This is a genomic window from Paraburkholderia sp. USG1, from assembly GCF_031570135.1.
GTDB lineage: Bacteria > Pseudomonadota > Gammaproteobacteria > Burkholderiales > Burkholderiaceae > Paraburkholderia > Paraburkholderia dioscoreae.
In genome coordinates, this window is record NZ_JAMWXW010000017.1 from 19,528 (window position 1) to 44,810 (window position 25,283).

A 25,283-nucleotide genomic window follows, 5' to 3' on the forward strand; every position below is an offset into this window, starting at 1 on the left:
TGGTGGCGTCGTGGTTGCGTCGGGGTGGCGCCGTGGTCCCGGCGTGGTCGCGGCTCGCAGCGCGCTCCAGCGACCCGCTCCGCCTCTTTTCAGCGTATCCTTAACTCCCTTTTTCTCCTTTGCAACCCGCTTCCGCCGTGCCCGACATCCCCTACCTCGAACGCGGCACGCGCGCGTACTGGCGCGCCAGCATCGCGCTGCTGTTCGCCGGCTACGCCACGTTCTCGCTCCTTTATTGCGTACAGCCGCTGCTGCCGTCGTTTTCCACAGCGTTCAACGTGACGCCAGCCCAAGGCAGCCTGTCGCTCTCATTGACCACGGCCGCGCTCGCGCTTGCCGTGTTCGTTGCCGGCTTCATCTCCGAAGGCTGGAGCCGTCACAAGCTGATGACGCTGTCGCTCACCATTTCCGCGCTGGCAACCATCGGCGTGTCGATCGCTCCGCAATGGCATCAACTGCTCGTGCTGCGCACACTCGAAGGTCTCGCGCTCGGTGGCGTGCCCGCCGTCGCGATGGCCTATCTCGCGGAAGAAGTGCACCCCGACGGCCTTGGCCTCGCGATGGGACTCTATGTCGGCGGCACGGCGATCGGAGGGATGGCCGGGCGCGTGATTACCGGCGTCGTCGCGGATCTGTTTTCGTGGCGCGTGGCGATCGGGACGATCGGCGTGCTCGGCCTTCTGTCCATGCTCGCGTTTCGCGCGCTGTTGCCGCCGTCGCGTCATTTCGTGCCGCGGCGTGGACTCGGCTTCATGCATCACCGTACCGCGCTGCTCAAGCAGTTCACTCGACCCGGCCTGCCTCTGCTGTTCCTGCTCGGCTTCGTGCTGATGGGCAGCTTCGTCACGCTGTACAACTACATCGGCTACCGGTTGCTGGCGCCGCCGTACCGGTTGGATCAGACGGAAATCGGCGCGATCTTCGTCGTGTATCTGACGGGTGTGGTGGCCTCGCCGTGGTCGGGACGCATGGCCGATACTTTCGGCCGCGCACGCGTGCTCACCGCCAGCCTGCTGTTGATGGCGTTCGGTCTCGCGCTCACCATGCTGCATCCGCTGACGGCGATTGCGGCCGGCATTGCGTGCGTGACATTCGGCTTCTTCGCCGGACACTCGGTGGCAAGCGGCTGGGTCGGACGTCTCGCCAAAGATGCCAAAGGTCAGGCCGCGGCGCTCTATCTGCTCGCGTATTACATCGGCTCGAGCGTGGTGGGCTCGTATGGCGGCCACATGTGGACGAGCTACGGATGGAACGGCGTCGCCGGACTGGTCGGCGCGTTGCTCGTCATCGGCCTGGTTGCGGCGGCGCGTCTGCGCAGACGTGAGCAGCCTCGCGCATGATCGCTCGATGACCCAACGCGCATTGAATGACGCCTGAAAGTAAGGCCCGCGTAAGCAAACGCTTCATCTTTTTCGACGTATTTGCTGCGCCGCGGCAATCGTGGCGGCCCATGCGCTGCCGGGTTCAGCGGCTTGCGAATAGCCGCTGCAACGCCGCAAGGCGTCGTTATATCGACCGGACTGTCTCCTATACTCAAATCGAGCGTGGGCGGTGCATGACTCCATAAATCGAGCCGCCGCCTTCGCCGGAAATATAAAGGAGACGAGAATGACGACCTACTTCACGATCGGCGATTTCATCCTGGTCATTCCGATGGCGTTGGCCGGGGCTTTGTTTGTCGGTGCGCTTCCCTGCAAGACGGAATTCCGGCACAACGCGCTGCGCGTGCTGGGTGCGCTGATCGGCGTGGTGTTCGCGGTGGTGCTGGTGGAAGGTTTGCCGGCGCTCGTCTAGATGAAAAAAGCCGCCCGTGGGCGGCTTTGCTGCTTCTATGGCGTGAAAGACGACGACGCGGGAATCAGATCGCCTGATCCGTCGACGGCTTTTCCCACAGGTTGATTCCGCCTTCGGTCGCGTAGCGGTCGATCTCGGCCAGTTCGTCCTTCGAGAACGCAAGGTTCTTCAGCGCGCCGACGTTTTCACGCACCTGCTCCGCGCGGCTTGCGCCGATCAGCACGGACGTCACGCGCGGATCGCGCAGCGCCCACGCGAGCGCCATCTGCGCGAGGCTCTGCCCGCGACGTTGCGCGATGTCGTTGAGCTTACGCACGTGCTCGATGTTCTGCGGGCTCAGATGCTCCTGCTTCAACGAACCGCCACCCGGCTTGTTGACGCGCGCGTCTTCCGGCACGCCGTTCAGATATTTGCCCGTGAGCAGACCCTGAGCCAGCGGCGTAAACGCGATGGCGCCCGCGCCGGCCTTCGCCAGCGCGTCCAGCAACTCGTGCTCGATCCAGCGATTGAGCATGTTGTACGAAGGCTGATGAATCAGCAGCGGCACCTTGTATTCGGCGAGCAGTTTCGTCATCTCGAGCGTCTTGCTTGCCGAGTACGACGAAATACCGATGTACAGCGCCTTGCCCTGCTGCACGGCGCTCGCCAATGCACCCGCGGTTTCTTCGAGCGGCGTATCGGCATCGAAACGATGCGAATAGAAAATATCGACGTAGTCGAGGCCCATACGTTGCAGGCTCTGATCGAGACTCGCGAGCACGTATTTGCGCGAGCCGCCGCCTTGACCGTACGGACCCGGCCACATGTCCCAACCGGCCTTCGACGAAATCAGCAGTTCATCGCGATACGGCTTGAAGTCGTCCTTGAAGAGGCGGCCGAAGTTGGTTTCGGCGCTGCCGTACGGCGGCCCATAATTGTTGGCGAGGTCGAAGTGCGTGATACCCAGGTCGAAAGCCGTGCGCAGGATGTCGCGCTGCGTGGAGATCGGCGTGGTGTCGCCGAAGTTGTGCCACAGACCGAGCGACAGCGCCGGCAGTTTGAGACCCGACTTGCCGCAGACGCGGTACTGCATATCTGAATAGCGTTCTGAAGCTGCTTCGTAAGCCATTGCTAGTGTCCTTGATGTTGAAAGCGCCCGACCGGTGCGGGCATGGGCAATTGCATGCTGCGGGAGGCGTGCCGCTTTATTTTTGTAGCTAGGGATGCGGCCAGACCGCTATGGTAGCGAATCGACGTGGTGCATGCAGACGCCCAGTATGCGGGATGGACGATTGCTTGCGGCTCCCCTACACTTTGCCCGATTCAGGCTGACGGGAGAGATAGATGACGAAGGCGATTTCCATCGTATTGATTGTCGGCGGTATCGTGCTGCTGTATTTCGGCGGGCAGGCGTTCAATTCGGTGAGCAGCGACGTCTCGCGCGTCTTTACCGGCTCGCCGACCAACAAGGCGATCCTGCTGATCGTGGGCGGCGTGGTGGCGACGATCGCCGGCCTGACGGGCATGGCTTTGTCGGGACGCAAGCGATAACAGCGTGTGCGGCTACGCGGCGCTTGCGATATCGGGGTACAGGGACCGCAAGCGCCGCCGCGAAAAACCGAAAAACCTGGAACCGAAAAAAATCTAGAACGCCACCTCGGGCTTCGCAGCCGAGCGGGTTCCCGGCAGCGGCACGTTGCTCGCGCCGTGATAGGTGTACACCAGCGAAAACTTCACCTGATCGGTGATGTTCTTGCCGGCTGAATGCAGCGTATTGCAATGGAAGAACACCACGTCGCCGGCCTTGAGCTCAGGTGACACCGCAGTGCGAATCCATCCCTGATTCTCTTCCAGATCGGAGCGGAAGAATTTGGCCTGATCGAACCGGTCGGACGTAAACGCGGCGCTGTGCGACTTCGGCACCATCCACAGCGCGCCGTTATCCACCGTCTCCGAACCGAGCGCGAGCCACACCGAAACCAGATCGTCGCGCTCGAACGACCAATACCGCACGTCGCGATGCCAGCCGGTCAAACTGCCGTACGCAGGATGCTTGGTCATCATGCAGTTATGGTGCGCGCGCGACAGGCGCGGCTCTTCACCGAAATACAACTCCATCCAGCCGCGAATTTCCGGCGCGGTCGCCCAGCGCGCAAAACTCGGATGACGTGCGTACGCATCCAGCAGCCGCCGCACCGTATGGCCGCCCGCTGCCTGCCTGGACACCGGCGCGCCGGGATATTGCAGATCCGCTTCGAACTCGATCGGCGCGGCTGCCTCTTCCAGTTGGCGCTGCGCGATCTGTTTCAGTTCTTCGCAGCGCTCGGCCGACACCAATCCGGGCACCACGACAAAACCCTGCTCCCGCAACGTTTGAATCTGCTCTTTCTTGGAATGAAGTGACATGGCGTTCCGTTACTGTCGACTAGCCGATGCTCGATTGTAAAACGGGCGCGATCGCCGAGTGTGCTGTTTCACGATCTGAAAGCGCAGCCTTTCGCACTACTTTCAGGCGCGCCGCTCAATTTCGCGGCACTTCGAATGGGCAAGCGCGCACGATAATCGCCCCAACAGGGCACGACCCGCCGCCGCGATCCACGATTTCCCTCGGAAAAACCCGCATTCGCAGGGTAAAAACCGACTTTCTGACGTCACGAATCGCGTGTAACCTGCGCTGCATGTTGATCGCCATTCCCGCACTTTTGCGCCGCGTCGAGGCCGACAAGGCCGACTCCGCTGTATTCCGTGCACTTTTCCATCGAATTCGAGGCTTTCGCGCCGTTCATTGCGACATCGCCATTGGCACATTTGGTGCTCTTCATGGCGCACACTCCGTCGCGCGACACGTTGCCTACCAGTGAAGCCATGCATACTCTCCTGAGCACCCGTCTTACCCGCGCCGCACTGAAAGCGGCGCGTCCGGCGCGTCGCCATGTCGTGCGCGCGCTGCGTCACCATGCCACACGCGCGCGCGCGTTGGGCGAACAGTGGCGCGATGCCAAAGCCGTCGACGGCATTCGCACCTGGTTCAATACGTTCTTCTCCGCGCTGCGCCTGCAAGGCAGTTCGCGCCGTTTTTCGCTGCGCACACTGCTGCGCAAACCCACGCCGCTGCGCCTCGCCGCGCCGCGCGCAGCGGTTGCCGTGCCGCAGAACTCGAGTCGCCGTCCGCGTCGTATGTCGACGAATGGCAGCACCGGCTGGTTCGCGTTCGCGTTTGCGAGCCGTTAAGGCGCCCGAGTACAGAACGCGCTGCCGGACCTGGCGCGGCTCAAGTGCCGTACTGACTGAGGACGCGACATGACTTCGCGGCTGGTGAAGCCCGCGGTCGATAGCGTGGCCATTCAGTTCATGGACTGGCGAAGGCGATAAAAAACCCCGCCCGGCTCAATGCGCCGGGCGGGGTTTTTTGCTTAACGAAGGACGGCTTGCGCTTACTCTGCGAGCGCGGCAACCGGTTCCGTGCCGGCGGCTTCGGCGAGCGCCAGCGCCTTGTCCGTGGATTCCCACGTGAATTCCGGCTCTTCGCGGCCGAAGTGACCATAGGCGGCGCTCTTCTCGTAGATCGGGCGCAGCAGGTCGAGCATCTGGATGATGCCCTTCGGACGCAGGTCGAAATGCTCCTGCACCAGACGCGTGATGACCGCATCCGACACGCGGCCGGTGCCGAACGTGTTGACCATCACCGAAGTCGGCTGGGCGACGCCGATCGCGTACGAAACCTGGATCAGGCAGCGCGAAGCCAGGCCCGCGGCCACGATGTTCTTCGCGACATAACGGCCGGCGTAGGCCGCCGAACGGTCGACCTTCGACGGATCCTTGCCCGAGAACGCGCCGCCACCGTGCGGTGCGGCACCGCCGTACGTATCGACGATGATCTTGCGGCCGGTCAAACCGCAATCGCCTTGCGGACCGCCGATCACGAAACGACCGGTCGGGTTCACGAGGAACTTGATGTCGCCCTTGATGAGGTCGGCCGGCAGCGTCGGCTTGATCACTTCTTCGATCACGGCTTCGCGCAGCGTGTCCAGATCGATGTCCGGCGAATGCTGCGTGGACAGCACCACGGTGTCGATGGAATGCGGCTTGCCGTCGACATAACGCACGGTGACCTGCGACTTCGCGTCCGGACGCAGCCAGGACAGACGGCCGTCACGGCGCAGATTCGCCTGACGCTCCACCAGACGGTGCGACAGGTGGATCGGCAGCGGCATCAATTCCGGTGTTTCTTCGCACGCGTAACCGAACATCAGGCCCTGATCGCCGGCGCCTTGATCGAGGTTGTTGTCGTGCGCGCGGTCCACGCCCTGGGCGATGTCCGGCGATTGCTTGTCGTACGCGACGAGCACGGCGCAGCCGCGATAGTCGATGCCGTAGTCGGTGTTGTCGTAACCGATGCGCTTGATCGTGTTGCGTGCGACCTGGATGTAATCGACGTTGGCGGTCGTGGTGATTTCACCGGCCAGCACGACGAGACCCGTGTTGCACAGCGTTTCCGCAGCCACACGCGAGTATTTGTCCTGAGCCAGGATGGCGTCGAGAATGGCGTCGGAAATCTGATCCGCGACCTTGTCGGGATGGCCTTCGGAGACGGATTCGGAAGTGAAGAGATAGTCGTTTGCCACGTTGCAGACTCCTGTTTTGTGGTTACGGTTGAGTTTCACGTAGCCAGCTTCGGGAGCCTTGAAGCGGCGACGCTTTAGCGGATTACCTTACCAGGAGGCGCAAATCACATGGTTTGCAGCCGCCGGCTTCGCCCCGCAAGTTGTCTATTAACTCGGCGAAGCATTTATTATAGCGACTTCCTCAGATTGTCACAGAGTGTCTACGAGTGCGGTATTACGTCAACTTCTCCGCTTTGCTGAAGCCCGTCACGCGCAACGCCTCTTTTCAGGAGGCGGCATGCTGAGCCGCTATGGCGCAAAACTCGCGATCGGGTTGCTGAAACTGTTTGCGCTGTTGCCTTATGGCCTGATCGCCCGTCTCGGCGACGGCCTCGGCTGGTTGCTGTATCAGATCCCGAGCCGGCGCAAACGCATCGTCCATATCAATCTGAAGCTGTGCTTCCCCGAATGGAGCGACGAGCGCCGCGAAGACGTCGCGCAGAAGCATTTCCGCCACGCGATCCGCAGCTATCTCGAACGCAGCGTGCAGTGGTTCGGCTCGGCGAAGAAGCTCGAAAAATTGATCCAGCTCGACAGCGCGATCGATCTGACCGACCCGAATCTGCCGCCCACGCTGTTTCTTGGCTTTCACTTCGTCGGTATCGAGGCCGGCTCGATCTTCCTGAACTATTCGCTCAGGCGTCAATGCGGCTCGCTCTATCAGCCCATGTCGAATCCGGAGCTCGAGGCAGTCGCCAAAGCGGCGCGCGCGCGTTTCGGCGCGGACATGGCGAGCCGCGCCGACAGCGCGCGCATCGTGCTGCGCTGGCTGCGCGAGCGCAAACCGGTCATGCTCGGCGCCGATATGGACTACGGCGCGCGCAATTCCACCTTCGTGCCGTTCTTCGGCGTGCCGACCTGCACGCTGACCGCGGTGGGGCGTCTGGCCAAGGTCGGGCACGCGCAGGTCGTGCCGTTCATCGGCGAAGTGCTGCCGAACTACAAAGGCTACCGGCTCAAGGTATTCAAGCCGTGGGAGAACTACCCGACCGGCGACGACGACGCGGACGCCCGCCGCATGAACGCCTTTCTCGAAGAGCAGATTCCGTTGATGCCCGAGCAGTACTACTGGGTGCACAAGCGCTTCAAGACCCGGCCGCCCGGCGACCCGAGCGTGTATTGAACCCGAACGGCCGCCCACGCGGCCTGTGCGGAACGCAACCCGACGCGGAAAAAATATGGCGTTCGGCTCACCTGCGGGCGCGTCACTTACAATAGCGTGATGAAACTGAAATTCACCAAAATGCACGGCGCGGGCAACGACTTCGTCGTGCTCGACGGCTACACCCAACCGGTCAACCTGACGCCGGCGCAGGTGCGCGCGCTCGCGGACCGGCATTTCGGCGTCGGCGCCGACCAGCTGCTGCTGGTCGAAAAGCCCACGGTGGCCGGTGTCGATTTCAGATATCGCATCTTCAATTGCGACGGCGGCGAAGTCGAGCATTGCGGCAACGGCGCGCGCTGCTTCGTCAAGTTCGTGCGCGAGCGCGGCCTCACCGATCAACGCAGCGTGCGCGTGCAGGTACAGAAGGGCACCGTCACGCTGACCATGCAGGAAAACGGCGAAGTGCTGGTCGACATGGGCACGCCCGTGTTCGACCCGGAACGCGTGCCGTTCGCCACCAAAGGCCTCGAAGGCCGCCGCGAAGGTGCGGACACGCTCTGGCCGCTCGACGTGAGCGGCACGACACGCTGGATTTCGGCGGTGTCGATGGGCAATCCGCACGCCGTGCAGGTCGTCGACGACGTCGAAGCGTTCCCGGTGCTGGTCGAAGGTCCGGTGATCGAGCGTCATGCGCGTTTTCCGCAGCGGGTGAACGCGGGCTTCATGCAGATCGTCGGCCGCAGTGAAATCAGGCTGCGCGTGTACGAGCGCGGCGCGGGTGAAACGCTGGCGTGCGGCACGGGCGCATGCGCGGCGGTCGCGGCCGGAATCCGGCGCGGGCGGCTCGATTCACCCGTGCTCGTGCACACGCACGGCGGCAATCTGACCATCTCGTGGGACAACACGCGAGAAGGTGAACCGCTGCTGATGGCCGGACCGGCTGTAACCGTTTTCGAAGGCGAGATCGAGCTGCCCGACTCATTAGCGGCTTCACAGGCCGCCTGAACTCATTGACCGACGCGCCGCCCCGAGGCGTCGCCCCGTAGTCTTTTAGCCGAAACCATGAACGATCGCGAAGTCGCCGAATACCTGCTCGCCAACCCCGAATTCTTCGCCGAACATGCGGAGATGCTCGCGACGATCCGGCTCGCGAATCCGCACGGCAAAGCCGCGGTGTCGCTGCAGGAACGGCAGATGGAAATGCTGCGCGACAAGAACAAGCATCTCGAACGCCGCCTCGCCGAACTCCTGCGGTACGGCCACGAGAACGACAGCATCGCGTCCAAATTCAACCGCTGGACCATCCGCGTGATCGCCGAACGCGATCCGTATGCTCTGCCGCGCACGATCGCCACCGGCTTGCACGATATTTTCGACGTGCCGCAAGCGGCGCTGCGCGTGTGGGATGTCGCCGAGTCTTATGCGCAGGCCGACTTCGCGCGCCATGTCGGCGAGGAAGTGCGCATCTTCGCAGGTAGCCTGACCACCCCGTATTGCGGCGCGAATACCGGCTTCGAAGCGGCGCAGTGGCTAGCGCCGTCCGTCGCATCCGTTAGCGACGAGAGCGCGGCCGGCCACGCGGCGTCCGAGTCGGCGCACACCACCGAATCGATCGCCTTGCTCGCGCTGCGCGACCCCGAAGGCAACGAAGAAGCACCGACCTTCGGCCTGCTGGTGATGGGTTCGCCCGACGCGCGCCGCTTTCACGACGGCATGGCAACGGATTTCCTCACGCAGATCGGGGCGCTGGCAAGCGCCGCGCTGAGCCGTCTGCTGCCGCGCTAAGCGGCTTCCGCCCAGCGCCAGAGCCGCTCAAAAAAGCCCACCGTGACCGCCGCCGACCCAATCGCCGCCTATCTGTCGAATCTCGAACACGAGCGGCGGCTCTCGGCGCATACGCTGCGCGGCTACACACACGAACTGGAAGAACTCAAGCTGCTGGCCAAGGGCCGGCCGCTCGAAAGCCTCACCGCCGTGGACATTCGCGGCGCCGTTTCGCGGGCGCACGCAGGCGGCCTGACGGCGCGCTCGATCAGCCACCGCCTCTCGGCATGGCGCGCGTTTTACCGCTGGCTCGCCGGCCGCGTCGATCTGCCGGCCAATCCGGTCGCGACCGTGCGCGCGCCAAAGCAGGCCAAAACGCTGCCCAAAGCACTTTCCGTCGACGACGCCACGCGTCTGATGGAGAGTCCGCCCGCTGCATCGCCCGAAGGTTTGCGCGATCACGCCATGCTCGAACTGTTCTACTCGTCGGGCTTGCGTCTCGCGGAACTGGTCGGCCTCGACGCCCGTTTCGCCGATGCCGACGGCTACCGCTCCGCCGGCTGGCTCAAGCTCGACTCGGCCGAAGTCGAAGTGCTCGGCAAAGGCAACCGGCGCCGCGTCGTGCCGGTCGGCAGCAAGGCGCTGGAAGCCTTGGGCGCCTGGCTCGCCGTGCGCGACCAGATGGTGAAGCACGATCCGCATCCGCTGTTCCTGTCGGCGCGCGGCAATCGGCTGTCACCGAACGTAGTGCGTGAGCGCGTAAAGCGCGCGGCGCTGGTCGCCGGCATTCCCGCCAACGTGCATCCGCACGTGCTGCGGCATTCGTTCGCCACGCACGTGCTGCAGTCGAGCGGCGATCTGCGTGCGGTGCAGGAACTGCTCGGCCACGCCAGCATCACCGCCACGCAGGTCTACACCGCGCTCGATTTCCAGCATCTCGCGCACGTCTACGATCAGGCGCATCCACGCGCCAAAAAACGCGACTGACGCCGCGACCCGATTCGCGGCGTACGGTCTCCGCCTTCGCTTTATCTGCCGCGTGCGCTGAGCCGCGCGGCCCATTGCTCACTCTGACACCCCGATGAATACCGTTACGCTCAAACCGTCGAAAGAAAAATCGCTGCTGCGCCGCCATCCGTGGGTCTACGCCAACGCGATCGACCGGATCGACGGCAATCCCGCACCCGGCGCCACCGTGCTGGTACGCGCGCACGACGGCCGCTTCCTCGCGCGCGCGGCCTACAGCCCGCATTCGCAGATCCGCGCCCGCGTGTGGAGCTTCGACGAAACCGAGCCGATCGACCACGCGTTCTTCAAGCGCCGCGTGCAGCGCGCGCTCGCGCACCGTCAGACGATGGTTCACGACACCGGCGCGGTGCGGCTGATTTTCGGCGAAGCGGACGGCTTGCCCGGCCTGATCGTCGATCATTACATGGCCGAGGACGAAGGCCAGCGCAGCCAGCTGGTCTGCCAGTTCATGGCCGCGGGCGTCGAGGCGTGGAAGGAAGCGATCGTCGCGGCACTGACGGGCGCGACCGACTGCCCAAATGTGTACGAACGCTCGGACGTGTCGATTCGCCAGAAGGAAGGACTCGAGCAGATCACCGGCGTGCTGGCGGGCGAACCGCCGTCGGAAGCGCTGATCGTCAGCGAAAACGGCGTGCGGTATCACGTCGACGTGCGCAACGGCCACAAAACCGGCTTTTACGTCGATCAGCGCGACAACCGCCTGCTGGTGCAGCAGCTCGCGCAGGATCGCGACGTACTGAACTGCTTCTGCTACACGGGCGGCTTCTCACTGGCTGCGCTGAAAGGCGGCGCCAAACGGGTCGTCTCGATCGATTCGTCGGGCGACGCGCTGGCGATCGCGCAGCAGAACGTGGCGGCCAACGGCTTCGACGCCGAGCGCGCCACGTGGCTCGACGCCGACGCTTTCAAAACGCTGCGCCGTCTTTACGACGACGGCGAGCGCTTCGACCTGGTCGTGCTCGATCCGCCGAAATTCGCGCCGTCGCGTGAACATGTGGACCGTGCATCGCGCGCTTACAAGGACATCAATCTGACCGGCCTGAAATTGCTGCGGCCGGGCGGCCTGCTGTTCACCTATTCGTGCTCCGGCGCGATCGACTCCGAACTGTTCCAGAAGATCGTTTCGGGCGCGGCCGCCGACGCGCGCGTGGATGCCCGGATCCTCAAGCGGCTTGGCGCCGGGATGGATCATCCCTTGCTGACGGCATTCCCGGAAGGCGAGTATCTGAAGGGCCTGCTGTTGCAAATCGCCTGATCGCCCATAATTTGAGGGGTATTTCCCGGCGCCGCCGGCTCGGGCGAAAGCAGGGCCCGTATCCGCGCGCCAGCGCCGGCCCGGCGAATATGTTTCAATAACCCGCTGGACAGGGCTGCGCGCCATCAGGCTGCCGCGCCCGCCCAGGCTTCGACTACGCACCGTTTCACGACAATACAGGCGACCAACATGATTCCAGTCACCATCCTGACCGGCTTTCTCGGCAGCGGCAAAACCACCCTGCTCAAGCGCATCCTGAATGAAAAGCACGGCATGAAGATCGCCGTGATCGAGAACGAGTTCGGCGAAGAAAACATCGACAACGAAATCCTCGTGCAGGATACGGGCGAGCAGATCATCCAGATGAGCAACGGCTGCATCTGCTGCACGATCCGCGGTGACCTTTCGCGTGTGCTGGGCGATCTGGCGGCGCAGAAGCAGGCCGGCACACTGGATTTCGACCGCGTGGTGATCGAAACCACGGGCCTCGCCAACCCGGGCCCGGTCGCGCAGACGTTCTTCATGGACGACCAGATCGCCAACGAATTCCTGCTGGACGCGATCATCACCCTGGTCGACGCCAAGCACGCGAACCACCAGTTGGACGAGCACGAAGTGGTGCAACGCCAGGTCGGTTTCGCCGATCGCCTGTTCATCACCAAGTCCGATCTGGTCGATGAAAAGCACCTTGCCGATCTGCGCCACCGTCTGCTGCACATGAACCCGCGCGCGGCGATCAAGGTCGTCAATTTCGGCGAAGCGGACATCAAGGAAATCTTCGACCTGCGCGGCTTCAACCTGAATTCGAAGCTCGAGATCGATCCGGATTTCCTTGTAGAAGACGAGCACGCGCACAGCCACGCTCACGCGCATGACGAGCACGGCCATACCCACGACGATCACGCGAACTGCGATCACGATCACGGCCATTGCGATCACGAAGGCCACGATCATGGGCATCACCACCACCATGCGCACCATGACGACAAGATCAAGTCGTTCGTCTACCGCAACGACCGTCCGTTCGATCCCAACAAGCTCGAAGACTTCCTCGGCGGCATTCTGCAGATTTACGGCGAACGGCTACTGCGTTACAAGGGCGTGCTGTATATGAAGGGCGTCGACCGCAAAGTCGTGTTTCAGGGCGTGCATCAGATGATGGGCAGCGATCTGGCCGCGAAATGGCAACCGATCGAGAAAAAGACCAACAAGATGGTGTTTATCGGTATCGAACTGCCGCAAGATCTGATCACCGACGGTCTGGACGCCTGTCTCGTCTGAGCGTGGCGGGCGGGCCCGGTCAGCGTTGCACTGGCGCGTTCGGCGCGGCACGCATCGTGCTGATGGCCCCCGAGCGCGTGCATCGGCGAAATGCGTGTCCGAGATAATCGTCTGCTGAATATTGCCGGCGACGGCCGAAAGCTCGTTGAAAAGGCGCGCGTGTGAAAAACGCGTGAAAACCCTGCTGTATTAAAGCGTGCACGACCATCGCTTTTTGGTCGTGCGCGCGTTATATTTTCGGGATATCGGCGCGCCGCAGGGGGATTTTCACCAGTTGCGGTGCCAGATTGTGATTCAGTTACAATACGTGCCCACTGGAGAATGAGAACGAATTGCCCGGTCAGCGCGTATCCTGCGCCGGGCCTGAACGGCGCCGGAAAATCTTATCCGGACAATACGCCGACAATGCCGGCTGGCACAGTCAGAAAAGACGCGCTGCCGGCAAGCAATGCCTCAGGAGCATCTGAGAATCGGTTTCCAGAGGAGTTCGGCCCCGCATTGGCGTTGCGACGCCCGGCGTGTGGGCACGAGGCGCTTCGGCGTCACGACAGTCCACCGTCCGTGCCCGCCCTGGCGCTCCGCGTCCTCAAGGTGCCTTTGCGGGCAATACGAAAGTGCGGGCACTACGTAAGAGTTTTGCCTCACATTGAAGAAGTTAGCCAGATGACGACGAAACGACTCTTGACCGAAGCCGAAATCCTGAAGATGAGCGACAAGGATTACATGAATGAGGATCAGCTCGCCTTCTTCAAGAACAAGCTCGAACAGCTGCAAGCGGACATTCTCCGTAATGCCGGCCAGACGACCGAGAATTTGCGCGAGACGGTCATCGTGCCGGACCCGGCCGACCGCGCAACGATCGAGGAAGAGCATGCGCTCGAACTGCGCACGCGCGACCGCGAACGCAAGCTGCTGAAGAAGGTGCAGCAATCGATCGCGCGCATCGATTCGGGCGAATACGGCTGGTGCGAAGAAACCGGTGAGCCGATCGGCATTCCGCGTCTGCTCGCACGGCCCACGGCCACCCTGTCGCTCGAAGCACAGGAACGCCGCGAACTGCGCCAGAAGCTGTTCGGCGACTGAACGCTTGCGGCGCGGCTTCGGCTCCGCGCCCCGAAACGCTGCTTCGTCGAGAGGGCGCACGGTGATCCGTGCGCCTTTTTCTTTTGTGCGGCGCTCTTTTGGGCGTTGCCGTAAGTGATGGCTTTGCGCGACCGCCCGGCGGACATGCGATGCGGCGCCTCTTACGCCTTTTACACCTCCTGTGCCTCTCTTCCGCGACCGCGCGGCGCCCACTAGCACACGCCCCCTCCGCATCACACCCCGCCCCCCGCACCGAATCGCGTGTTTTTTGTCTTATGCCATTTGCCGGCTCTTGATATGACCGCGCACGCCCTAAAATAAACCCGACATGCGCTGCACGAGCGCGCGCCGGCCGGTTCTGTTCTAGCGCCGCGCGCCGTCCGCTTTCAGGATTCATGCGGTAGCGCATTGCGCCGCCGCGTCCTACCCGTTTTGCAAAGAGGAACGCATATGGAGCAATTTCACGGCACGACGATCGTCTCCGTGCGCCGCGGCGACAAGGTCGCGCTCGGCGGCGACGGCCAGGTGACGCTGGGCAATATCGTCATGAAGGGCGGCGCGAAGAAAGTCCGGCGCATCTATAACGGCAAGGTGATGGTCGGCTTTGCCGGCGGCACGGCCGACGCCTTTTCGCTGCTCGACCGCTTCGAAGCGAAGCTGGAAAAACATCAGGGCAACCTCACGCGCGCCGCCGTCGAACTCGCCAAAGACTGGCGCACCGACCGCATGCTGCGCCGGCTCGAAGCCATGCTGATCGCCGCGGACGCCACCACCACGCTCGTCATCACCGGCAACGGCGACGTGCTCGATCCGGAAGGCGGCATCTGCGCGATCGGTTCGGGCGGCGCTTATGCGCAAGCCGCAGCGAAAGCGCTCGCTGACAACACCGAGTTGTCGCCGCGCGAAATCGTGGAAAAGTCGCTGGAGATTGCCGGCGACATGTGCATCTACACGAACCATAACCGCGTTATCGAGACGATCGAGTAAGGATCCACAATGAGCACCATGACCCCTGCCGAGATCGTCTCGGAACTCGACAAACACATCATCGGCCAAGGCCGCGCGAAGAAAGCGGTGGCCGTCGCGTTGCGCAACCGCTGGCGTCGCCAGCAGGTTGAAGAACCGCTGCGTCAGGAAATCACGCCGAAGAACATTCTGATGATCGGACCGACTGGTGTCGGCAAGACCGAAATCGCGCGGCGTCTGGCAAAACTGGCCGACGCGCCGTTCATCAAGATCGAAGCCACCAAGTTCACCGAAGTCGGCTACGTGGGCCGCGATGTGGACAGCATCGTGCGCGACCTGATCGAAATCTCGGTCAAGCAGACGCGTGAAACGGAAATGCGCAAGGTGCGGACCAAGGCCGAAGATCAGGCCGAAGACCGTATCCTCGACATTCTGCTGCCGAGTGCGCGCCCGGTCGGCTTCGGCGCGAGTTCGAGCGCCGCCGATACCGTGGACGAAGGCAGCACCACGCGCCAGACCTTCCGCAAGCGTCTGCGCGAAGGCCTGCTCGACGACAAGGAAGTCGAACTCGACGTGGAGCAGCCGCAAGTCGGCATGGACATCATGGGGCCGCCGGGCATGGAGGACATGACCGAGCAGATCCGTTCGATGTTCGCGAACATCGGCGGCGGCAAGAAAACGCGCCGCAAGATGAAGGTGAAGGAAGCGCTGAAGGCGCTCACCGACGAAGAAGCCGCCAAGATGCTGAACGACGAAGAGGTGAAAACCAAGGCGGTGCAGAACGTCGAGCAGAACGGCATCGTGTTTCTCGACGAAATCGACAAGATCGCGTCGCGCAACGAAGCCGGCGGCGGCGAAGTCTCCCGTCAGGGTGTGCAGCGCGATCTGTTGCCGCTAGTCGAAGGCACCACGATCAACACCAAGTACGGCATGGTGAAGACCGATCACATTCTGTTCATCGCCAGCGGTGCATTCCACCTTGCCAAGCCGAGCGATCTGATTCCGGAACTGCAAGGCCGCTTTCCGATTCGCGTCGAACTGGATTCGCTGTCGGTGAACGACTTCGAATCGATCCTGGTGTCCACGGACGCGAGCCTCGTCAAGCAATACCAGGCATTGCTCGCCACCGAAGACGTGCACCTCGAATTCGCCGACGACGGCATCCGCCGTCTCGCCGAAATCGCGTACGCGGTCAACGAGAAAACCGAGAACATCGGCGCGCGCCGCCTGTACACGGTGATCGAAAAGCTGCTCGAGGAAGTCTCGTTCGCGGCCGGCAACCACTCGGGCCGCACGGTGCAGATCGACGCGGCCTATGTCGATCGCGCACTGAACGAAGTGGCCGAAGACGAGGATCTGTCGCGCTACGTGCTGTGATTTCGACGTGGCGAATATCTCAAGCGGTGATGTGTTCATCACCGCTTGAGACCGAGCTGATCTGATGTGAGCCGCATAAAAAACGGGCTGCCTTCGCCAAGGCAGCCCGTTTTCATTTGCTTACGGCAAGCGCAGCCGCGACGCCGCGCTTACTGCTTGACCGGCCGCTTCGCGAGCTTGCGTTGCAGCGTTCGCCGATGCATGTTCAACGCGCGCGCCGTAGCCGAGATATTCCCGCCGTGTTCGGCGAGCACGCGTTGAATATGCTCCCACTCCAGACGCGCCACCGAGAGCGGCGTGGGATGCTCGATCGCCTCTTCTGCCTGCAGCGCGCTCGCCTCACTTTGCAGCGCCGACAAGATCGTCTCCACGTTGGCGGGCTTGGCCAGATAGTTATCGGCGCCGTCTTTCACCGCCTGCACCGCCGTGGCGATGCTCGCATAGCCGGTCAGCACCAGCATGCGCGCGTCGGGTTGCAGATCGCGCAAGGGCGCGACGAGCGTAAGACCGGAGTCATTGCCGAGATGCAGATCCACCGTGATCTGGCTGAACTTCTGCTGATTCGCCAGCTTGATGGCCTCATCCGCGTTGTGCGCTTCGCTCACCGTGTAGCCGCGCCGGGTGAGACCACGGGCGAGGATGCCGGAGAACACCTCGTCGTCGTCGATCACCAGAAAATTCATTTCACTCATACTTGTTTCTCCGTGTTGGATGGCTCGGCACCGTGACGGCCCGAGCCAAAAAATTTGCGCGCGGCGAGCGGCAGTTTCAGGACCGCACGCGTACCGCGCGGCCTGATCGTGCTGACATCGGTCAGCTCGATCGATCCCTTCAGACGCGCCGCCGCCGAAAATGCGAGATAGAGGCCCACGCCGTGCCCGCCTTGCGTACTCTCGACCGGCATCGCACCCAGCGAACCGCGCAACGCGGCCGGAATGCCGGGGCCCGCGTCGCAGACTTCGAATACGATCTGATCTCCACGCGCCGCAAGCGAGCAGGACAGCGTGACGTGATCGCGACTTGCTCGCGCGGCGTTGTCGAGCAGAATCGTGAGAATCTGACTGACAGCCACGGTATCGTCAAGACTGACATCCGCGGGAGGCACGCCGAGCCGCTCGAATTTCACATGCGGATGACGCAAGCGCCACTGCTCGCCGAACGATTCCAGCCACTCGCCGACCGGTTGTCGGCTGGCGCTCGTCGAAGCCCGACTGCGCAGCCGGGCAAGCGCCGAAGTACACAGCGTCATCTGCTGTTCGAGCAGTTCGAGATCGGCTGTGTATGGCGCGAGGCCCTTGTCGGAGCGTGCGGCGTCGCGCAATTCTTCGGACAACATTGCAATTGTAGACAGAGGCGTGCCGATTTCGTGAGCGACAGTGGCAGCCTGCACGCCCAACGCGACCGCGCGTTCATCGTGAAGCAAGCGCTGCTGCGCGTCTCCAAGGGCTGCGTCACGTAGCCGCAGCGCTCCCGACATGCGCGCAACGAACCATGCAATGAGGCCGACGCTGACCATGAAGTTCACCCACATGCCCGCGCGATAGTAGTCGAACAGGTTCGCGGGATTGTCGAGATTCAGCGGCACCGAATCGAAACCCAGCACCGCGTAGCAAGCAACTGCGAACGCCGCGAGCCACGCCATCAGATGCCACGGCAGCACAGCCGCGGCAATGGCGAGAGAGGGCAGGTAGAGCGAAACGAATGGATTGGTGGTGCCGCCCGAGAGAAACAGCAGAGCGGACAACGCGCCCAGATCGACCCAGATCTGGCCGAACAGCTCCATGTTGGATTCGGGCCGCTGCTGCGAAACGCGCCACCACGTGAGTCCGTTGAAGATCACTTCGAGCGCGATCACGAGCAGCATGGCGGGCAACGGCAGATGCACGCCGATGAAGGTCTGCACGAACGCAATCGTCATCAACTGGCCAATGATCGCGAGACTGCGCAGCCAGAACAGATGCCCGAGATTGACGCGGCCGGTGTTGGTTATACGATGCATGACGTTAGTTTACCTGTTCGGACTCGTCCGACTTACCTTGCGACCTTGCGCCGGTAACATGGGAATTTTTGCGACCGCGTCGCACGGACCGATCCCTCGTTATCGGTTCCTCCGTCGCGCAGCCTATCCATGCTACCTACTTCCCCCTGCGAGGCCGATGCCTCATCAGCTTTCCTGACTGTTTTGCGACAAGCCGCAGCGGCCCGGCACAACGGCACGGCGCAAGCCGAGGCCGGCTGTCTCGACGCCGCGGCGCGAATCCATCCACTGGACGACGCATCACTCGCATCGCTTACGGCTACGTTGCTCGATCAACACCGTCTCGGCGACGCGATCGAACTCGCCGCCATTATTGCCCAACTCGATCCGCACCGCGCTCTTGCGCACTTTCGTCACGGCTACGCGCTGCAGGTAGCGAACCGGCATGGTGAGGCCATTGCACCGTATCGCCGTGCACTCGCTATAGATCCGCGATTGCCATGCCTGCGCAGCAATCTCGCCGGCGCACTGGCGCACGCCGGCGGCGACCTGAACGAACAGATCGATCTGCTGGAACGCGCGGTCCGCGACGAGCCCGGCGAGGGTGACGGCTGGACCAATCTGACGAACGCGTACCGCATGAATAGGGATTTGCCGCAAGCGCTGGAAGCTGGCGCAAAAGCCGTGCAATGCGCACCGCATAGCCCACTGGCGCACAACAACTATGCGCTGACGCTGCGCGAGGCACAACGCTGGAGCGATGCGGAGCAAGCCGCCCAGACCGCTTGCGCATTGGGCCCCCACGACGCCTCCTTCCGCTCGAATCTGTCCATGTTGCAACTCATTCGTGCCGATTACGCGCACGGCTGGGCATCGCACGAGGCGCGCTGGGACGGCTCCGCGGAGTTGGGCGGCAACCGTCCGGTCATGCCGGCACCGCTCTGGCGTGGTGAACCTTTGGCCGGCAAGACGCTGCTCGTATGGGGCGAGCAAGGCATGGGCGACGTCTTGCAGTTCTGCCGGTATATCCCGATGCTAGCCGAGCGAGTGCATCGCGAAGGCGGCCGTCTGAGCTGGAACACGTTTCCGCAAATGGGCGCACTGCTCGCGCGCAGCCTGGGCAGTCACGCGGACGAGTTCTCAGCTGGCGGCGGCGTCGAATCGCTACCGGCGTTCGACTACGAGATCCCGTTGCTCAGCCTGCCGCTGATATTCGATACCCGAGGGGATACGATTCCGGCCACGGCACCCTATCTGCATGCGGACCCGGCTGCGATCCGGTCGTGGCAAGAAAGGCTGGCGGCCGAATCAAGGCTCAAGGTCGGGCTGACATGGACCGGCAGCCACGGCCATCAGCGCAATCCATTCCGCCGGGTGGGTTGGGAACGCTATGCGGCACATTTCGGCGGTATGCATGACGTGGCGTTTTATTCGTTGCAACCGGGCGCAACCGCCGACGTCGCGGCGGCGCGAGGGGCCGGCCTGTCAATGACCGATTACACCGCCGAATTCACGACCTTCGACGACACTGCGGCGTTCGTGGGCGCGCTTGATCTCGTCGTCACCGTTTGCACGTCGGTGGCGCATCTGAGCGGCGCGCTCGGCCAGCGCACCTGGGTGCTGCTCGACGTCAACCCGCACTGGGTCTGGCTGCTCGACCGTCGCGACAGCCCATGGTATCCAGACGCCACGCTGTATCGGCAGCCGCGGTTCGGTGAATGGGAGCCGGCGCTGGAATCCCTCGCGCGCGATCTGCGGGCGTTGGCGCTCCAGCACCGCGCGGCGTAAGCCGCTCCCGCTTCGTTCAAACAGCGGCTCTCGCGGCGGTCTGATCGTCGCTCACGTGCGTCGATCACACGCCGGGCGGCGCCTGAGTCGCCCGCGCAATCTCCGCGGCGAGACACTCGGGGCACAGGCAGCGTCCGGCCGGATCGAGCCTGTGCCCCGGCAACGGCGGCATTTTGCGGCACCAGCAGTCGAACGGCTGCCCATGCATGGCGCAATCGAACGCGTTGCCGCAGCGCGGGCAGCGCGCGCTGCTTTGTGAGCGGGAGACGGACGGTTTCATGACGGGCCGGATGGTCTCGCTTCAGCCTGAATCAGGAAATGATGCCACGTCTGACTGACCACCGTGAGTCGTCCGTTCGGCTAATTCACAGGGCTGCCGAAACCGCGCTACGCTTGATCGTGGGCTGGCGCCTGCGAGCTGTGATTGCGCGGTGCGCAAAGCCCGTGGCGCCCACCGCTTGCGCAGCTATCGAAAACCCTGTTGCAGCGCGCCAGTCCTGTACAATTCGCCCTGATTCAACTGTTCCGTGCCTGAGCCTGCCGCCATGTCCGAGCTTCCCGACCTTTCGCAGATCGCGCCCACCCTGAAGGCTGAAATCCTGGCCGAGGCGCTGCCCTACATTCGCCAGTATCACGGCAAGACCGTGGTCATCAAATACGGCGGCAACGCCATGACCGAAGAGCGCCTGAAGCAGGGCTTCGCGCGCGACGTGATCCTGCTGAAGCTGGTCGGTATCAATCCGGTCATCGTGCACGGCGGCGGTCCGCAAATCGACCAGGCGCTGAAGAAGATCGGCAAACAGGGCACGTTCATCCAGGGCATGCGCGTCACCGACGAAGAGACGATGGAAGTCGTCGAGTGGGTGCTCGGCGGCGAAGTGCAGCAGGACATCGTCACGCTGATCAACCACTTCGGCGGTCACGCGGTCGGCTTGACGGGCAAAGACGGCGGCCTGATCCACGCCCGCAAGATGCTGATGCCGGATCGCGACAATCCGGGCCAGTATGTCGATATCGGCCAGGTGGGCGAAGTCGAGGCGATCAACCCGGCGGTCGTGAAAGCGCTGCAGGACGACGCGTTCATCCCCGTCATCTCGCCGATCGGTTTCGGCGAAGACGGTCTGTCTTACAACATCAACGCGGACCTGGTCGCGGGCAAGCTGGCGGTGGTGCTGAACGCCGAAAAGCTGGTCATGATGACCAACATCCCCGGTGTGATGGATAAAGAAGGCAATCTGCTCACCGATCTGTCGGCGCGCGAAATCGACGGCCTGTTCGCGGACGGCACGATCTCCGGCGGCATGCTGCCGAAAATCTCGTCGGCGCTGGACGCGGCCAAGAGCGGTGTGCGTTCGGTGCACATCATCGACGGCCGCATCGAGCACTCGGTACTGCTGGAAATTCTCACCGAACAGCCGTTCGGCACGATGATCCGTTCGCATTGATTCCTGCCTCGAATCCGGCGCACACGGCACATCAGCATGACGTGTCATGTGCGCCGTGCAGTTGCGCTGCCCGGTCGTTCGTCGGCGCGCATAGTGTCTACGGCGGCCGGCAACGTGCCGCCTCGGCGCACCGCCCCGCTCTCCCTTCTTTTTTCGCCGCCCGCACCGTGAACCGCTCGCGTTCGCCGCGTGAAGCGACTGTTCGCGCCTGACCGGCGCTCTCCATCATGCGCACTCCCACTTCCCGACGCCGTCGTCCGCATATCGCAGGTGGCCGTCCGGTCTGGCTGTTCGATCTCGACAACACGCTGCACCACGCGTCGCACGCGATCTTTCCTGCAATCAATCACGGGATGACGCAGTACATCATCGACGCCTTGCAAGTGGACATCGACGAAGCGAACCGTCTGCGCACCGGCTACACGCAGCGCTATGGCGCGGCGCTGCTCGGCCTCACGCGCCACCATCCGCTCGATGCGAACGACTTCCTGAAGGTCGTGCACACGTTCCCCGATCTCGGCTCGATGATCCGCCACGAACGCGGCGTCGCGCGCCTCGTGGCTGCGCTGCCGGGCCGCAAGATCGTGCTGACCAATGCGCCCGAAGCCTATGCGCGCGCAGTGCTCGCCGAACTGCGCATCGAGCGTCTGTTCGAACAGGTGATCGCCATCGAACACATGCGCGATCGCCGCCTCTGGCGCGCCAAACCCGATCACGCAATGCTGCGCAAAGCCATGCGCGACGCCCATGTTTCGCTCAAGGACGTGATCCTTGTCGAAGACACGCGCTCGCATCTGAAGAACTACCGGCGCCTCGGCATCCGCACGGTGTGGATCACCGGCCACCTGCCGCGCAAGCCGCACGCGGACGGCGTGCCGAAGCGCCTGCCGGGCACCGGCCGGCCGCACTATGTCGACCGGAGCATTCGTTCGTTAAAATCGCTACGACTGGGCACCCGCTCGGTTCGATTGAAGGGACAGCAGACGGGACGACAGCCATGCAGCCGATCGACAAGCCTGACGAAGTCTTAGCCGAACACGAACCGACCACCACGCTCGCCGCCCCGCGCGCGCAACGCCTGAAGCCGGGCGAGCGCCGCGTGCATATCCTCCAGACGCTCGCCGCGATGCTGGAGGCACCGAAGAGCGAAAAGATCACCACCGCGGCGCTGGCCGCCCGGTTAGGCGTATCGGAAGCCGCGCTGTACCGGCATTTCGCCAGCAAGGCGCAAATGTTCGAAGGGCTCATCGAGTTCATCGAGCAAACCATCTTCGGGTTGATCAACCAGATCGCCGACAAGGAAAGCAACGGTGTGCTGCAGGCCCGCGCGATCGCGTTGATGCTGCTCAACTTTCCCGCGAAGAACCCCGGCATGACGCGCGTGCTGACCTGCGAGGCGCTGGTCGGCGAGCATGAGCGGCTGACCGAGCGCGTCAATCAGATGCTGGAGCGCGTCGAAGCGTCGCTAAAACAATGTCTGCGCCTCGCGCAAATGGAGGCGAACGCCAGCGCGAGTCCGACTGACGACGCCAGCGCGCAGCACGACACCGTCCCGCTGCCCGCCGGCTACGATCCGGCTATTCGCGCGAGTCTGCTGCTGAGCTACATCATCGGCCGCTGGCACCGCTATGTGCGCAGCGGCTTCGCGCGACCGCCCGCCGAACACGCCGACGCGCAACTGCTGCTGATTCTTCAGTAGTCCGCGCCGCATGCACCGCGCCGTGACTGCGCCCGCGACGTTGCCGCACGAAAATTTCCGCTATACTTTGCGCCTGACTGCGGCACCCCAATGCATCTGGAGCCGCTATCCGCAGCACCCTGAACACCTGCATCAATAACCTTGTACGCGCCGATTTGCTGACTCGATTGCGGGCGCGCGAACTGCCGGGAATGTTTCCCGCGGTTCACTATAAATGCGGCTAAAGAGGTCGTCAGCCGCGCACACAGTCATTCTCCTCCGTGCTTCGCCGACGCCATCTAGCCGCCCTGTTTTGTTAAATGGCGGAATGAATGGAATCGATCGGTATCGTCGCTCCCCAAAAAATGCATTTCACCGAGCCGCTGCAGTTGCAGAACGGCAGCTCGCTCGCCGGTTACGACCTGATGGTCGAGACCTACGGCACGCTCAACGCCGCGCGTAGCAATGCGGTGCTGGTGTGCCACGCGCTCAACGCGTCGCACCACGTGGCGGGCATCTATGCCGACAACCCCAACGACATCGGCTGGTGGGACAACATGGTCGGCCCGGGCAAACCGCTCGACACCGACAAATTCTTCGTGATCGGCGTGAACAATCTGGGCTCGTGCTTCGGCTCGACCGGGCCGATGAGTATCGATCGGTCTACCGGCAATCCGTACGGCGCGGCGTTTCCCGTCGTGACGGTGGAAGACTGGGTCAACGCCCAGGCGCGCGTCGCGGACCAATTCGGCATCACGCGTTTCGCCGCGGTGATGGGCGGCAGCCTCGGCGGCATGCAGGCGCTCGCGTGGAGCATGATGTATCCGGAACGCGTCGCGCACTGCATCGTGGTCGCGTCCACACCCAAGCTGTCGGCACAGAACATCGCGTTCAACGAGGTCGCGCGCTCGGCGATCCTCTCGGACCCGGACTTTCACGGCGGCAACTACTATGCACACAACGTGAAGCCGAAGCGCGGCCTGCGCGTCGCGCGCATGATCGGCCACATCACGTATCTGTCGGACGACGACATGGCCGAGAAATTCGGCCGCTCGCTGCGGCGCGCGGAAGGCGCGCTGGACGCGTACAACTTCAACTTCGACGTCGAATTCGAGGTGGAGTCGTACCTGCGCTACCAGGGCGACAAGTTCGCCGACTATTTCGATGCGAACACGTACCTGCTGATCACCCGGGCACTCGACTACTTCGATCCGGCCAAGGCGTTCGACGGCGATCTGACGGCGGCGGTCGCGCACACCACGGCGAAATATCTGATCGCCAGCTTCACGACCGACTGGCGTTTCGCGCCCGCCCGCTCGCGCGAACTCGTGAAGGCGCTGCTCGATCACAAGCGCACGGTCACTTACGCGGAAATCGACGCACCGCACGGCCACGACGCCTTCCTGCTCGACGACGCGCGCTATCACAACCTGATGCGCGCCTACTACGAACGTATTGCGAACGAGGTGAACGCATGAACCAGCGAGCACTGGACTATCTGGCGCTGCGCCCGGACTTCCGCGCGATCGCCCGCTGGGTCGAACCGCGCGCCACCGTGCTGGATCTGGGTTGCGGCGACGGCTCGCTGCTCTCGCTCCTGACCGAAGAACTGGACGTGCTGGGCTACGGCATCGAGATCAACGACGCGGGCGTGCTGGCGTCGACGCAGAACGGCGTCAACGTGATCCAGCAGAATCTGGAAGACGGCCTGCGCCTGTTCGAAGACGGCAGCTTCGATTTCGCGATTCTGTCGCAGACGCTGCAAACCATTCACCAGACGGCCGCGATCCTGCGCGAGACCGTGCGGGTCGGCAAGGAATGCATTGTGTCGTTCCCGAACTTCGGCTACTGGGCACATCGACTCTCGGTGCTCCGGGGCCGCATGCCGGTGTCGAAGTCGCTGCCTTATCAGTGGCACAACACGCCGAACGTGCGGGTGCTGACCATCAAGGATTTCGAGGCGCTCGCGCCGGAAGTCGGCATCGAAATTCTCGACCGCGTGGTGCTCCACGAGGGTCAGGTGGTGCGGTGGGGGGTGAACTGGCGTGGTAGTCTTGCGGTCTATCGCGTCAAGAAAAGCTAACGCAAGTTATCCAC

General features: G+C 63.2%; 26 protein-coding genes. 19 read left to right on the forward strand and 7 right to left on the reverse strand.

All coding sequences use genetic code 11. From position 1 onward, the window contains the following. Positions 1-119: 119 nt before the first annotated feature. Together NE850_RS22200 and NE850_RS22205 are read left to right on the forward strand one after the other, a co-directional pair. A complete protein-coding gene (locus NE850_RS22200; protein ID WP_405044891.1) occupies positions 120-1,340 on the forward strand; it encodes an MFS transporter in 1,221 nt (406 codons plus the stop codon). A gap of 268 nt (positions 1,341-1,608) precedes the next feature. Next, positions 1,609-1,794: a hypothetical protein gene (locus NE850_RS22205; protein WP_007179669.1), complete on the forward strand. Its 186-nt coding sequence runs from the start codon at positions 1,609-1,611 to the stop codon at positions 1,792-1,794. Positions 1,795-1,858: 64 nt separating this feature from the next. Here the strand turns inward: NE850_RS22205 and mgrA are convergent, their stop codons facing one another. After that, complete coding sequence (gene mgrA / locus NE850_RS22210; RefSeq protein ID WP_165184259.1) at positions 1,859-2,902, reverse strand: L-glyceraldehyde 3-phosphate reductase; 1,044 nt, start codon at positions 2,900-2,902, stop codon at positions 1,859-1,861. A 215-nt stretch (positions 2,903-3,117) separates the two neighbouring features. Between mgrA and NE850_RS22215 the strand changes: the two genes are divergently transcribed. Beyond that, entirely contained in the window at positions 3,118-3,324 is a 207-nt protein-coding gene (locus tag NE850_RS22215; RefSeq protein ID WP_310699418.1) for a DUF3185 family protein, read from the forward strand. Between the two features lie 93 nt (positions 3,325-3,417). On the opposite strand, the gene NE850_RS22220 is transcribed toward NE850_RS22215, so the two are convergent. Together NE850_RS22220 and NE850_RS22225 are read right to left on the reverse strand one after the other, a co-directional pair. Continuing rightward, positions 3,418-4,179 (reverse strand): phytanoyl-CoA dioxygenase family protein, encoded by a 762-nt coding sequence (locus NE850_RS22220; protein WP_007179672.1) that lies wholly within the window; start codon positions 4,177-4,179, stop codon positions 3,418-3,420. Positions 4,180-4,424: 245 nt separating this feature from the next. Further along, a complete protein-coding gene (locus NE850_RS22225) occupies positions 4,425-4,640 on the reverse strand; it encodes a hypothetical protein (protein WP_165184256.1) in 216 nt (71 codons plus the stop codon). Here NE850_RS22225 and NE850_RS22230 point away from each other — a divergent pair. Then, positions 4,639-5,004, forward strand: a complete 366-nt coding sequence (locus NE850_RS22230; RefSeq protein ID WP_035517756.1) for a hypothetical protein — start codon at positions 4,639-4,641, stop codon at positions 5,002-5,004. The two genes, NE850_RS22225 and NE850_RS22230, sit on opposite strands and share 2 nt — an antisense overlap. 203 nt (positions 5,005-5,207) lie before the next feature. On the opposite strand, the gene metK is transcribed toward NE850_RS22230, so the two are convergent. Then, entirely contained in the window at positions 5,208-6,398 is a 1,191-nt protein-coding gene (metK, locus tag NE850_RS22235) for a methionine adenosyltransferase (protein ID WP_007179674.1), read from the reverse strand. Positions 6,399-6,675: 277 nt separating this feature from the next. On the opposite strand from metK, the gene NE850_RS22240 reads away from it, so the two are divergent. The 9 genes from NE850_RS22240 to hslU all read left to right on the forward strand — a co-directional run bounded on the left by NE850_RS22240 (position 6,676) and on the right by hslU (position 16,297). Next, entirely contained in the window at positions 6,676-7,560 is an 885-nt protein-coding gene (locus tag NE850_RS22240; protein ID WP_007179675.1) for a lipid A biosynthesis lauroyl acyltransferase, read from the forward strand. Positions 7,561-7,659: 99 nt separating this feature from the next. After that, positions 7,660-8,547 (forward strand): diaminopimelate epimerase, encoded by an 888-nt coding sequence (gene dapF / locus NE850_RS22245; protein ID WP_007179676.1) that lies wholly within the window; start codon positions 7,660-7,662, stop codon positions 8,545-8,547. 57 nt (positions 8,548-8,604) lie between these two features. Continuing rightward, on the forward strand, positions 8,605-9,327 hold the full coding sequence (locus NE850_RS22250) for a DUF484 family protein (protein WP_007179677.1): 723 nt from the start codon (positions 8,605-8,607) through the stop codon (positions 9,325-9,327). A gap of 42 nt (positions 9,328-9,369) precedes the next feature. Then, positions 9,370-10,293 carry a tyrosine recombinase XerC gene (gene xerC / locus NE850_RS22255; RefSeq protein ID WP_007179678.1) on the forward strand — a complete coding sequence of 308 codons (924 nt, stop codon included), beginning with the start codon at positions 9,370-9,372 and terminating at the stop codon, positions 10,291-10,293. Between the two features lie 94 nt (positions 10,294-10,387). Further along, entirely contained in the window at positions 10,388-11,590 is a 1,203-nt protein-coding gene (locus tag NE850_RS22260; RefSeq protein ID WP_007179679.1) for a class I SAM-dependent rRNA methyltransferase, read from the forward strand. 189 nt (positions 11,591-11,779) lie between these two features. Beyond that, on the forward strand, positions 11,780-12,871 hold the full coding sequence (locus NE850_RS22265) for a GTP-binding protein (RefSeq protein ID WP_007179680.1): 1,092 nt from the start codon (positions 11,780-11,782) through the stop codon (positions 12,869-12,871). Between the two features lie 663 nt (positions 12,872-13,534). After that, complete coding sequence (dksA, locus tag NE850_RS22270; RefSeq protein ID WP_007179681.1) at positions 13,535-13,954, forward strand: RNA polymerase-binding protein DksA; 420 nt, start codon at positions 13,535-13,537, stop codon at positions 13,952-13,954. Between the two features lie 450 nt (positions 13,955-14,404). Further along, entirely contained in the window at positions 14,405-14,941 is a 537-nt protein-coding gene (gene hslV / locus NE850_RS22275) for an ATP-dependent protease subunit HslV (protein WP_007179682.1), read from the forward strand. Positions 14,942-14,950: 9 nt separating this feature from the next. Further along, the gene (hslU, locus tag NE850_RS22280) at positions 14,951-16,297 is read left to right on the forward strand and encodes an ATP-dependent protease ATPase subunit HslU (protein WP_007179683.1); all 1,347 of its coding nucleotides are present in this window, start codon (positions 14,951-14,953) and stop codon (positions 16,295-16,297) included. Positions 16,298-16,446: 149 nt separating this feature from the next. On the opposite strand, the gene NE850_RS22285 is transcribed toward hslU, so the two are convergent. Further along, on the reverse strand, positions 16,447-16,989 hold the full coding sequence (locus tag NE850_RS22285) for a response regulator transcription factor (protein ID WP_007179684.1): 543 nt from the start codon (positions 16,987-16,989) through the stop codon (positions 16,447-16,449). Further along, entirely contained in the window at positions 16,986-18,296 is a 1,311-nt protein-coding gene (locus tag NE850_RS22290) for an ATP-binding protein (protein WP_007179685.1), read from the reverse strand. The genes NE850_RS22285 and NE850_RS22290 overlap by 4 nt, the downstream gene beginning before the upstream one ends. Positions 18,297-18,425: 129 nt before the next feature. Between NE850_RS22290 and NE850_RS22295 the strand changes: the two genes are divergently transcribed. Continuing rightward, the gene (locus NE850_RS22295; protein WP_007179686.1) at positions 18,426-20,063 is read left to right on the forward strand and encodes a tetratricopeptide repeat protein; all 1,638 of its coding nucleotides are present in this window, start codon (positions 18,426-18,428) and stop codon (positions 20,061-20,063) included. A 64-nt stretch (positions 20,064-20,127) separates the two neighbouring features. On the opposite strand, the gene NE850_RS22300 is transcribed toward NE850_RS22295, so the two are convergent. Beyond that, positions 20,128-20,343, reverse strand: a complete 216-nt coding sequence (locus tag NE850_RS22300; protein WP_084747773.1) for a cysteine-rich CWC family protein — start codon at positions 20,341-20,343, stop codon at positions 20,128-20,130. Between the two features lie 265 nt (positions 20,344-20,608). On the opposite strand from NE850_RS22300, the gene argB reads away from it, so the two are divergent. The 5 genes from argB to metW all read left to right on the forward strand — a co-directional run bounded on the left by argB (position 20,609) and on the right by metW (position 25,269). Next, a complete protein-coding gene (gene argB / locus NE850_RS22305; protein WP_007179687.1) occupies positions 20,609-21,508 on the forward strand; it encodes an acetylglutamate kinase in 900 nt (299 codons plus the stop codon). A 227-nt stretch (positions 21,509-21,735) separates the two neighbouring features. After that, positions 21,736-22,539: a pyrimidine 5'-nucleotidase gene (locus NE850_RS22310; protein WP_007179688.1), complete on the forward strand. Its 804-nt coding sequence runs from the start codon at positions 21,736-21,738 to the stop codon at positions 22,537-22,539. After that, a complete protein-coding gene (slmA, locus tag NE850_RS22315) occupies positions 22,506-23,207 on the forward strand; it encodes a nucleoid occlusion factor SlmA (protein WP_007179689.1) in 702 nt (233 codons plus the stop codon). The genes NE850_RS22310 and slmA overlap by 34 nt, the downstream gene beginning before the upstream one ends. 311 nt (positions 23,208-23,518) lie before the next feature. Beyond that, positions 23,519-24,664: a homoserine O-acetyltransferase gene (locus NE850_RS22320; protein WP_007179690.1), complete on the forward strand. Its 1,146-nt coding sequence runs from the start codon at positions 23,519-23,521 to the stop codon at positions 24,662-24,664. Then, positions 24,661-25,269 (forward strand): methionine biosynthesis protein MetW, encoded by a 609-nt coding sequence (metW, locus tag NE850_RS22325; RefSeq protein ID WP_007179691.1) that lies wholly within the window; start codon positions 24,661-24,663, stop codon positions 25,267-25,269. Before NE850_RS22320 ends, metW begins: the two co-directional genes overlap by 4 nt. Positions 25,270-25,283 lie beyond the last annotated feature (14 nt).